The 10,699-nt window shown below is 71.3% G+C and carries 9 protein-coding genes; 6 read left to right on the forward strand and 3 right to left on the reverse strand.

All coding sequences use genetic code 11. The annotated features are described in order from the left end of the window. The first annotated feature begins 428 nt into the window (after positions 1-428). Complete coding sequence (locus ACRX5S_RS01835; RefSeq protein ID WP_436770878.1) at positions 429-1,862, forward strand: histidine kinase; 1,434 nt, start codon at positions 429-431, stop codon at positions 1,860-1,862. Then, entirely contained in the window at positions 1,859-2,548 is a 690-nt protein-coding gene (locus tag ACRX5S_RS01840) for a response regulator (RefSeq protein ID WP_436770879.1), read from the forward strand. The genes ACRX5S_RS01835 and ACRX5S_RS01840 overlap by 4 nt, the downstream gene beginning before the upstream one ends. Positions 2,549-2,617: 69 nt before the next feature. On the opposite strand, the gene ACRX5S_RS01845 is transcribed toward ACRX5S_RS01840, so the two are convergent. Continuing rightward, the gene (locus tag ACRX5S_RS01845) at positions 2,618-3,508 is read right to left on the reverse strand and encodes a RecB family exonuclease (RefSeq protein WP_436770880.1); all 891 of its coding nucleotides are present in this window, start codon (positions 3,506-3,508) and stop codon (positions 2,618-2,620) included. Between the two features lie 198 nt (positions 3,509-3,706). Between ACRX5S_RS01845 and ACRX5S_RS01850 the strand changes: the two genes are divergently transcribed. Continuing rightward, positions 3,707-5,143 (forward strand): cellulase family glycosylhydrolase, encoded by a 1,437-nt coding sequence (locus tag ACRX5S_RS01850; RefSeq protein ID WP_436770881.1) that lies wholly within the window; start codon positions 3,707-3,709, stop codon positions 5,141-5,143. Positions 5,144-5,164: 21 nt separating this feature from the next. On the opposite strand, the gene ACRX5S_RS01855 is transcribed toward ACRX5S_RS01850, so the two are convergent. Next, positions 5,165-6,367, reverse strand: coding sequence for a site-2 protease family protein (locus ACRX5S_RS01855; RefSeq protein WP_436770882.1), 1,203 nt, complete (start codon positions 6,365-6,367; stop codon positions 5,165-5,167). Positions 6,368-6,448: 81 nt separating this feature from the next. On the opposite strand from ACRX5S_RS01855, the gene ACRX5S_RS01860 reads away from it, so the two are divergent. Together ACRX5S_RS01860 and ACRX5S_RS01865 are read left to right on the forward strand one after the other, a co-directional pair. Next, positions 6,449-7,333, forward strand: coding sequence for a tRNA (adenine-N1)-methyltransferase (locus ACRX5S_RS01860; RefSeq protein ID WP_436770883.1), 885 nt, complete (start codon positions 6,449-6,451; stop codon positions 7,331-7,333). A 179-nt stretch (positions 7,334-7,512) separates the two neighbouring features. Then, positions 7,513-8,310 carry a hypothetical protein gene (locus ACRX5S_RS01865; protein WP_436770884.1) on the forward strand — a complete coding sequence of 266 codons (798 nt, stop codon included), beginning with the start codon at positions 7,513-7,515 and terminating at the stop codon, positions 8,308-8,310. Between the two features lie 82 nt (positions 8,311-8,392). On the opposite strand, the gene ACRX5S_RS01870 is transcribed toward ACRX5S_RS01865, so the two are convergent. Next, positions 8,393-8,680, reverse strand: coding sequence for a ferredoxin (locus tag ACRX5S_RS01870; protein ID WP_436770885.1), 288 nt, complete (start codon positions 8,678-8,680; stop codon positions 8,393-8,395). 223 nt (positions 8,681-8,903) lie between these two features. Between ACRX5S_RS01870 and arc the strand changes: the two genes are divergently transcribed. After that, positions 8,904-10,676, forward strand: a complete 1,773-nt coding sequence (gene arc / locus ACRX5S_RS01875; protein ID WP_436770886.1) for a proteasome ATPase — start codon at positions 8,904-8,906, stop codon at positions 10,674-10,676. Positions 10,677-10,699 lie beyond the last annotated feature (23 nt).

Here is a 10,699-nt window from a genome sequence, read left to right on the forward strand (position 1 = left end):
CCCTCCCCGTCCGGGCCGCCGGACCCGGTCCTCGGCGATCTCCCCATCGCCGACGACCGGCCCCGCGCAATCCGCCGCTCCCCGTGGGGTGCGGCCCCCGTTTTCCCGTGCTCCCGCCCGCCCCCGCGACCGGGTAGCCGCAGAAGACCCCCCGTGGATCTCTTACGGCTCGGACGCCGGCGAACCGACGTCCGGGGTGCCGGGGCCTCCACCGCGGTGGATCCCCCGTGCACCGTCAGTCTGTCGGCAACGCGGGTAGACCGTCGTCAGGGAAATCCCTCGACATCCCGCCGCGACCCGCCCTGCTCCACGCCGAGCACGCCGCCGCTCCTCCCCAGGTCGCACAACCGCCCCACCCGCGTCCTCCGTGCGGACGAGACCTCCCCCGGAGGGCGAAATCTCCTGGTCACAGCCTCTACGGTGGACCTGTGACACCCGCCCACGACGACGCGCGCACCGGCACGCCCGCCCCGGCCGACCCGCCCGCCGTCCCCGCGACGCGCGCGGGCCGGCTGCGCGACCACGCCACGGGCTGGCTCGACGAGCTGCGCCAGGGCGAGCGGCCGGTGCTGTGCCGACCGGCCCCCCTCGACGTCCTCCTCGTCGTCATCCTCGGCGCCCTCGCCATCGGCGGCCTGTTCATGGACGACCTGGGCAACGACGCGCGCCGCGACCCCGACGCGTTCGGCATCGTCCTGGCGATCCTGTGCGTCCTGCCGCTGCTGTGGCGCTCCAGCCACTCGCTGCGCGTGCTGATCGCCGTCACGGTCCCGTTCCTCATCCTCGCCGGGAACCACTACGGCGCCGCGGGCGCCAGCCTCGGCCAGCTCGTCGCGATGTACAGCGCCGCCGTCAGCAGGCCGCGCATCCCGGCCGCCTTCGCGCTGTTCTTCGCCGAGGGCACGACGATGATCTGGCTCGCCATCGGCCGCCGCAACATCGGCTTCGTCGACGTGCTCGCCAACCTCGCGGCGCTGTTCGCCGTCTGGGCGTTCGCCCGCAGCGTCGGGTTCCGCCGCGCTTACACCGCCGAACTCGAAGCCCGCGCCGACCGGCTCCTGCACACCCGCGAGGCCGACACCCGGGCCGCGCTGGCCGAGGAGCGCGGCCGCATTGCCCGCGAACTCCACGACGTCGTCGCCCACCACGTGTCCGTCATGACCGTGCAGGCCTCCGCGGCGCAGCGCACCATCGCCCGCAACCCCGACCGCGCCCGCGAGGCCATGGCGGCGGTCGAGCAGACCGGCCGCGCCGCCCTCGTCGAGATGCGCCGCCTCGTCGGAATCCTGCGCGGCAACGACGAGGAGGCGGGCGGCACCGTCCAGCTCAACGAGGGCCACAACGCCCCGCAGCCCGGCCTCGACGCGCTCGAAGTACTGGTCCAGCAGGTCCGCGAGGCCGGGGTGTCGGTCGAGCTGTCCATCGAGGGCGTCCCGACCGAACTGCCGCCCGGCATCGACCTCGCCGCGTACCGCATCATCCAGGAAGCGCTGACCAACACCCTCAAGCACGCCGGGCCCGCCGGCGCGCGCGTGCTGCTGCGCTACCGCCCCGAGGAGATCCTGGTCCGCGTCGCCGACGACGGCCGCGGCGCCGCCGCGAGCCTCGACACCCGCGACAGCGAGCGCACCGGGCACGGCCTCCTCGGCATGCGCGAGCGCGTCGCCCTCTACGGTGGACGCCTGTACGCCGGACCCCGCGCCGGCGGCGGATTCGAAGTCCTCGCCCGCATCCCGCTGGCCCCCGGCGACCGACCCGCGACCCGGTCCGGAGAACGCGCCGAACGCCCCGACCGGCCGGACCGCGGCGACCGCGCGGACCGGACCGACCGACCCGACCGACTGGAGCAGAATCCAGCATGACGATCCGCGTGATCCTCGTCGACGACCAGCCGCTGCTGCGCACCGGGTTCCGCATGATCCTCGAAGCCGAGCCCGACATCGCCGTGGTCGGCGAGGCGGCCGACGGGCTCCAGGCGGTCGAACTCGTCCGCACGCTCCAGCCCGACGTCGTCCTCATGGACATCCGCATGCCGCGCATGGACGGCGTCGAGGCCACCCGCCGCATCGCCGGGTCGGGCCAGGCGGGCGCGCCGCCCGCGGCAGGCACCGCGCGCGTCCTCGTGCTGACCACCTTCGACCTCGACGAGTACGTCGTCGAGGCGCTGCGCGCGGGGGCCAGCGGCTTCCTGCTCAAGGACGTCCCCGCCGACGACCTCATCGCCGCCATCCGGGTCATCGCGGACGGCGACGCGCTGCTCGCGCCGAGCATCACGCGGCGCCTGCTCGACATGTACGCGGCCCGGCTGCCCGCCGCCGAGGACCCCACCCCGGACACCCTCGCCATGCTCACCGAGCGCGAGGTCGAGGTGCTGCGGCTGGTCGCGCGGGGCATGTCCAACGCGGAGATCGCCGCGGAGCTGTTCGTCAGCGAGACCACGGTCAAGACGCACGTCGGGCACGTGCTCACCAAGCTCGGGCTGCGCGACCGGGTGCAGGCGGCGGTGTACGCGTACGAGAGCGGGCTGGTGCGGCCCGGGGCGCTGTAGCCGGGCCTCGGTTGAGGAGTCGGCGGGTGTGCGGGTGCGGCGGGACGCCTCGGGCCTACCCGCGCCGGGTCAGTCCTCGCGCTGTTGCGCGGGGATGATCGGCAGCGGGTACTCCGGGGGAGTGCCGCCGAACTCCGGGCACACGGCCTGGTGGTCGCACCAGCCGCACAGGTGCGTGCGCTTGGGGCGCCAGTCGCCGGTGCGCGTCGCCTCGCGGATCGCCTCCCACAACGCGCGCAGCTCGCGCTCCACGGCGAGCAGGTCCGACTCGTCCGGGTCGTACCAGACCACGTCGCCGCTGCCCAGGTACACCAGTTGGAGGCGGCGCGGCAGGCGGCCGTGCTGCCGCCACAGCACCAGGGCGTAGAACTTCATCTGGAACAGCGACTTGCGCTCGAACTGCTGCGACGGGGCCTTGCCGGTCTTGTAGTCGACCACGCGCAGGTCGCCGTTCGGCGCGACGTCCAGCCGATCCACGTAGCCGCGGAGCGTCAGGCCGCCGTCGACGCCCTCCAGCGGCGCCTCGACGTACAGCTCGCGCCGCGCGGGCTCCAGCGCGTTCGGGTCCTCCAGCGTGAAATACCGCTCGACGAGCTTCTCCGCGCCCGCCAGCCAGTCGGCCAGCTCCTCGACCCGGATCCCGCCGCTGCCGTCGTCGAACAGCTCCGCCAACTCGGGGCGCCTCACCAGGAGTTCGTCCCAGGCCGGGCGCAACAGGCGCAGTGCCGCCTCCGGTGTGCGCTCGCCCTTCGGAATGTCGAACAGCCGCTCCAGCACGGCGTGCACGACCGTGCCCCGGGTCGCCGCGGCGCTCGGCTTCTCCGGCAGCTTGTCGATCACCCGGAACCGGTACAGCAAGGGGCACTGCTTGAAGTCGCTCGCGCGCGACGGCGACAACGACACCGCGCGCGAGTCGGGTGCGGGGCCCGTGGTGGGGGAGTCGGTTCCGGTCGTACTCATGGCCAGCAGCGTACGGCCACCGGCGGACAACGCCGCATCCCGTGCCCCGGAGTGCCCCGGAACGGTGAAGGCGACGTGTTCGAACGAACGCCCGTACGAGTCAACACCGGGCCGTGTCTGGGAAGTTGGCGCTACCGCCAGTAACATCCCACCCGCCCGTGCACCACCGCCCCACCCGTCGCCTCGAAGGGTCCGTGCATGCGCCCCACGTCCCTGCGGTACGTCATCACCGCCGCCATCGCGCTCCTCGTCGCCCTCATTCCGGCGGCCCCGGCGGTCGCACACCCCGACTCGCACGGCCCGCGCACCCCCGACCGCGTCACCGTCGGGGACCGCACCTACATCGCCGACGACCGCGGCCGCGCCACCCAATGGCGCGGCTTCAACCTCGCCGACAAGGGCCACCGCGGGCCCGAGGCCTTCGCCGACATCCAGGAGCGCGACCTGCGCGACATGTCACGGCGTGGCTTCAACCTCGCGCGCCTGGTGTTCTTCTGGGACGACCTCGAACCCGCCCCCGGCCACTACGACCGCGCGTACCTCGGCAAGATGCGCCGCATCATGGACTGGGCCGACCGCTACGGCATCAAGGTCATGCTGGACGCCCACCAGGACGTCTACGGCCCGTACTTCGGCGGCCACCGCGGCGCACCCGCCTGGACCACCCGCGACGACGGCCTGCCCTACGAGCGCAACCCCGACGACTGGTTCTCCGAGTACTTCCAACCGTCCGTGCAAGCCGCGTTCGACCACCTCTACACCGACGGCGACCTCCGCAAGGCCCACGCCCGCATGTGGACCACCGTCGCCGCCGCCCTCGGCCGCCACCCCGCGCTGATCGGCTACGACCTCATGAACGAGCCCTTCGCGAAGTTCCGCGACGGCGAAGACCTCCCCACCGCAGCCGCCCGCTTCGAGTCCACGCAGCTCACCGACCTCTGGAACCGCCTCGCCGACGCCGTACGCCTCGTCGACCGCCGCTCCTGGATCTTCGTCGAACCCACCGTCATCGTCGGCCTCGGCGTACCCACCGCCCTCGGCCCCATCGACGACCCGCGCGCCGCCTACGCACCGCACTTCTACGACACGGCGATGGAAGGCGGCGCCGACTACGACCCGGACGGCACGTTCATCGAGGCGTACGAAGCCGCCATCGGCGACTACCCGGCCCGCCACCGCATGCCCGTCATCGTGGGGGAGTGGGGACCGCCCGATCCGACCCTCCCCAACATGCGCACCTTCTTCACGCGCATGACCGCCGCCATGGACCGCTTCTCCACCGGCTGGACCAACTGGCAGTGGTGCCGCGGCGGGGGCTACTGCACCCTGACCGCCGAGGGGCATCTGAAGCCCAACCACGACCTGCTCGTGCAGCCGTACGCCCGCGCGGTCGCGGGGAACCCGACCGCATACGCCTACGACGCGGCGACGCGCACGTACCGGATCACCTACACCACCCGCGCCGACACGCGCGGACCCACCGAGATCACCGTTCCCCGGGACGTCTACCCGCACGGCTACCGCGTCACCGTCGAAGGCCGCAAGGGCAGTTGGCACGCACACGGCCAGACCGTGGCGGTGTCGGCCAACGGCCGCCCCGGGACGTCGTACACGGTCACCATCACGCCGCGCTGACGCGCTGCGGGCGCTGCGCCCTCAGGCCTTCGCGGGGGAGCGGGACAGCAGCCGCATGAAGGCCTGCTCGACGTCGCCGCGCGACAGCACGCCGTAAATACTGCCGTCCGGCTCGACCACCAGATACTCGCTCGCCGGAGTCGTCCGCAGCGCCGTCAGGAGGTCCTCGCCTGCCAGATCCACCGGAACACGCATCCCCGGCAACAGGTCGCGCGCCAAAGGCCCGACAGCCACCCACGGACGCCGCTGCACCGGTGTGTCCACCACCCGCGACTCGCGGACCAGCGCGATCGGAGCGCCGTTGCCGTCCACCACCACCAGCGCCCGCGCGCCCGCCTCCCCGGCCCGCCGCAGCGCCTCCGCCAACGGCAGGTCCGCCGCCACCGGGATCGCCCGGCGGGTCAGCGTGCGCGCCCGCAACGCGGGCAGGCGTTCGCGCAACTGCTCCGCGCGCAGCGACTGCATCGCCCCCGTCCACATGAACCCGGCGATCAGGCCGCCGCACACCACCGTGTAGACGCGGATCCACGAGGAGTCGTTGCGCGACCACCACACGGCCGCGAACAACACCGCCACGGCCAGCACACGGCCCGCCCAGGACGCGGCCACCGTCCCGGCCATCGGACGCTTCGTCGCGCCCCACACGCCCGCACGCAGCATCCGGCCGCCGTCCAGCGGCAGCCCCGGCAGCAGGTTGAACACCGCCACCATCAGGTTCGACACCGCCAGCAGCGCGACCATGCGGCCGGTCAGCGAATCCACGTCCAGCGCAAGGCCGATGCCCCAGAAACCGCCCGCCAGAACCAGTGACAACGCCGGCCCCGCCGCCGCCACCGCGAACTCGCGGCCCGCCGTCTGCGGCTTGTCGATCTCCGAGACCCCGCCGAGGAACTGGATCGTGATCCGGTGCACCGGCAGCCCGAAGCGCAGCGCCGTGACCGCGTGGGCCAGTTCGTGCACCAGCACCGAGATGTAGAGCAGCACCGCGAACAGGAACGAGATCGCGTACTTCCACGAGTCCAACTGCGGGAACAGCCGCTCGAACGTCGGGGCGAAGAGCAGCGTGATCACCAGCGCGATCACGAACCACGACGACGACACGTACACCGGCACGCCGAACGGCCGCCCCATCAACAGGCCCCCGCCGCGCGCGGCACCGCCACCCGGGGCCTCCGCCCCGTCCCGCTGCCCGCCCCGGCCCTGCGGCCCGCCAGAAACACTCACGTCGTCGATGTTATGCGGTGGGTGACCGGAGAGGAGATCCCCTGGCAGGAGCAACACCCGGTGACCGGTACGCTGGTCCCCATGTCCGAACCGACCGGCGCAGCCCGCCGTCGCGGGCCCTTCCAGGTCGGGGACCAAGTGCAGCTGACCGACCCCAAGGGCCGCCACCACACCTTCACCCTCGAAGCGGGCAAGGCGTTCCACACCCACAAGGGATCGTTTCCCCACGACGCACTGATCGGCGCCCCGGAGGGCACCGTCGTGCGGTCCAGCGGGAACTTCGACTACCTGGCGCTGCGGCCCCTGCTCCCCGACTTCGTCCTGTCCATGCCCCGCGGAGCCGCGGTGATCTACCCGAAGGACGCGGGCCAGATCATCGCCATGGCCGACATCTTCGCCGGCGCGCGCGTCGTCGAGGCGGGCGTCGGCTCCGGCGCGCTCAGCACCTTCCTCCTGCGCGCCGTCGGCGACCACGGGCAGCTTTCGTCGTACGAACGCCGCCAGGACTTCGCCGACATCGCCAAGAAGAACGTCGAGCGGTACTTCGGCGGCCCCCACCCCGCCTGGCGCCTCACCGTCGGCGACCTCCAGGACAACCTGGCCGAGACGGACGTCGACCGCGTCATCCTCGACATGCTGGCCCCCTGGGAGTGCCTGGAGGCCGTGCACAAGGCCCTCGTCCCCGGCGGCCTGGTCTGCTGCTACGTCGCCACCACGACGCAGCTCGCCCGCACCGTCGAGACCATGCGCGCCATGCGCTGCTTCACCGAACCCCAGTCCTGGGAGTCGATGGTGCGCACCTGGCACGTCGAGGGCCTGGCCGTACGCCCCGACCACCGCATGATCGGCCACACCGGCTTCCTCGTGACCGCCCGCCGCATGGCCGACGGCGTCGAGGCCCCGATGCGCCGACGCCGCCCGTCCAAGGGCTCCTACGGCGAGGACTACGAGGCACCCGAGGTCTGACCGGAACTCGGACCGGAAGCCCTGACCGGCGCACCGCGTCGTCCGCGCACGCCGCGAATCCGGCGGTTCCGCCCAACCGGGCGGAACCGCCGCACCGTCTTCCGCGCCGTCTTTCCCGTGGCTCTTCACGGCACACGGCGGGCCCACTAACGTTGCCGTCCGTGGCGGATGAACACACCGTGTCAGGGGTCGCACACAACGGCCCGGAGCCCTCCGAGACCACCCCCGCGGAGACCGCGAGCGGCCCCGCCCCGACCGCGCCACCCGGCAGCGCCGACGTCCTGCGCGTCGCCGCCCCAGCCCCGCGCGTGCAGAAGCCCGACGTCAAGAACTCCGTCGTGCTCGCGCTCGCGATCGTCATCCTGTTCTTCACCGGCATCAGCGGCGTCGCCATCTGGGCCGCCTCCAGCTTCGACGGCGGACGCCCCGGCATCACCGGACCCGCCGACGGGCACCGCGAACCCCAGATCATCGAACCCGCCGACCGCACCCGGCCCCCGCAGACCCTGGAACCCGACGACGCCGTTCCCGAGGCCGCGCCGAGTGCGGCCGCGAACGCGACTCCCGCCGGGGCCGCCACGGGCGAATCACGCGCCGGCCAGCCGCAGACGGGACGCGACGCCGACCGCGGCGCGGCCGTCGACTGGGCCACCGTCGCGTACCCACTCGACTGCCCCGGCGCGCCCTTCGACGTCCGGGACGCGCGGCCCCTCGGCGCGGAAGGGCGCACATACGTCGTCCAGGTCCGCTGCGCCGCCGGATCCGGCACCGCGCCCGACGGGCTCTACACCTACGCGCTCGCGCCGAACGGCGGCGCCGCACTCGTCGGGACGCTGCTCTCGCCCGGCGAGGACCGTCTCGTCAAGGAATTCGCCGTCCGCGACGGAAAGATTCAGGCCACCTTGCAGGGCTGGTCCACGGACGACGTGCCGCGCTGCTGCCCCGACACGGAGGAGACCCGGGTCCTCACGCCCTGACCGTCCCGCGGCATGCCCCACGCGGGCTGGCTCACCGGGCCTCCGACGACCGTCGCGACGGCCCACCACGGCGCGCCAACGGTCAGGCGGCGTCCGGCCCGTAGACCTCTGTGCCGTCCGACACACGCCGGACATGAATGCACTCACCTGGGCATTTGCGTGTGGCGTCGATCACTTCCACCAGCAGCGGGGCCGGGACCGGAACGGCCGCGCCTGCCTCCGTACGCAGTTCGTCGTCGTCGCCCTTCACGTACGCCAGGCCGTCGATGTCGAGCTCGAACACCTCGCGGGCGAACTGCACGCAGATTCCGTCACCGGTGCAAAGATCCTGGTCGATCCACACCTCAAGCGGTTCATTCTCGGTGGACATCCGGCCTCGCACTTCACCGTTTCGTATCAGGAACCGACCAAGAGACCCTACCGCCGACGGCTTCTTGATGTTGTCCGGTGGGTATCTGCCCCTCACAACAGTGGGGGCAATCGCAAGGGTGAAGATCGGACACGCCCGCACCGTCTTTTGATCAAGGGGTTTCAACCCCTCCTGCCACAGGTAGGGTCGGAGACGTCGCAGCTCCCAGGAGGAGGTGAGGACCGTGGCAGCCCACGACGACGACATGAACCGTGGCGGGAGGCCGGCTCGGGGTACGGACGACCTCATGAGCCAGGTGTCCTTTCTTGAGCAGGAAGTCGCCGTCCTGCGTCGCAAGCTCGCCGACTCGCCGCGTCAGACGAGGATGCTGGAGGAGCGCATTGTCGAGCTCCAGACCAGCCTCGCCGGTCTGACCACGCAGAACGAGCGGCTGGTGGCGACGCTCCGCGAGGCCCGCGATCAGATCGTGGCCCTCAAGGAGGAGGTGGACAGGCTCGCGCAGCCACCTTCCGGATTCGGCGTATTCCTGAACGCAAACGATGACGGCACGGCCGACATCTTCACCGGAGGCCGAAAGCTCCGTGTGAACGTCAGCCCCAACCTCGACCTCGACGAGCTTCAGCGTGGCCAGGAGGTCATGCTCAACGAAGCCCTCAACGTGGTCGACGCCCTGGAGTTCGAGCGGATCGGCGACGTCGTGATGCTCAAGGAACTCCTCGAAGACGGCGAACGGGCCCTGGTGATCGGGCACACCGACGAGGAGCGCGTCGTGCGCCTCGCCGAACCGCTGCTCGACGGCCCGCTCCGGGCCGGGGACTCCCTGCTCCTCGAACCGCGCTCCGGGTACGTGTACGAACGCGTCCCCAAGAGCGAGGTCGAAGAGCTGGTCCTCGAAGAGGTGCCGGACATCGACTACACAAAGATCGGCGGTCTGCGCAACCAGATCGAGATGATCCGCGACGCGGTCGAACTGCCGTACCTCCACCCGGATCTGTTCAAGGAGCACGAACTCCGGCCGCCCAAGGGCATCCTGCTCTACGGCCCCCCCGGATGCGGGAAGACGCTCATCGCCAAGGCCGTTGCCAACTCGCTCGCCAAGAAGGTGGCCGAGTCCAAGGGACAGGGCAGCGAACAGGGCAAGAGCTACTTCCTCAACATCAAGGGGCCGGAACTCCTCAACAAGTACGTCGGCGAGACCGAGCGGCACATCCGCCTGGTCTTCCAGCGGGCCCGCGAGAAGGCCAGCGAGGGGACCCCCGTCATCGTCTTCTTCGACGAGATGGACTCGCTCTTCCGGACCCGTGGATCGGGCGTCAGCTCGGACGTGGAGAACACCATCGTCCCGCAGCTGCTGTCCGAGATCGACGGCGTCGAGGGCCTGGAGAACGTCATCGTGATCGGCGCCTCCAACCGCGAGGACATGATCGACCCGGCCATCCTGCGCCCGGGCCGACTCGACGTGAAGATCAAGATCGAGCGTCCGGACGCCGAAGCGGCCAAGGACATCTTCGCCAAGTACCTCACCAACAACCTCCCGCTCCACGAGGACGACCTGAAGGAGCACGGCGACGACCGCGCCACGACCGTCGTCAACATGATCCAGCGCGCCGTCGAGCGCATGTACACCGAGAGCGAGGAGAACCGCTTCCTTGAGGTGACATACGCCAACGGCGACAAGGAGACGCTCTACTTCAAGGACTTCAACTCCGGCGCCATGATCGAGAACATCGTCGGCCGCGCCAAGAAGATGGCCATCAAGGACTTCCTCGAACTGGGCCACAAGGGCATCCGCGTCTCCCACCTGCTCGCCGCCTGCGTCGACGAGTTCAAGGAGAACGAGGACCTGCCCAACACCACCAACCCCGACGACTGGGCACGGATCTCCGGCAAGAAGGGCGAGCGGATCGTCTACATCCGCACGCTCGTCACCGGCAAGCAGGGAGCCGACACCGGACGCTCCATCGACACCGTCGCCAACACCGGGCAGTACCTGTGACACCAGCCGCCGCGGCCCACAGC

Source organism: Yinghuangia sp. YIM S09857 (assembly GCF_051388915.1).
Lineage (GTDB): Bacteria > Actinomycetota > Actinomycetes > Streptomycetales > Streptomycetaceae > Yinghuangia.

What these genes read in the sequence shown, in the direction of transcription:
- ACRX5S_RS01845 (WP_436770880.1), bottom strand. Translation starts at nt 3,508, where the DNA reads ATGAGTACGACCGGAACCGACTCCCCCACCACGGGCCCCGCACCCGAC.
- ACRX5S_RS01840 (WP_436770879.1), top strand. Translation starts at nt 1,859, where the DNA reads ATGACGATCCGCGTGATCCTCGTCGACGACCAGCCGCTGCTGCGCACC.
- ACRX5S_RS01860 (WP_436770883.1), top strand. Translation starts at nt 6,449, where the DNA reads ATGTCCGAACCGACCGGCGCAGCCCGCCGTCGCGGGCCCTTCCAGGTC.
- ACRX5S_RS01870 (WP_436770885.1), bottom strand. Translation starts at nt 8,680, where the DNA reads ATGTCCACCGAGAATGAACCGCTTGAGGTGTGGATCGACCAGGATCTT.
- ACRX5S_RS01850 (WP_436770881.1), top strand. Translation starts at nt 3,707, where the DNA reads ATGCGCCCCACGTCCCTGCGGTACGTCATCACCGCCGCCATCGCGCTC.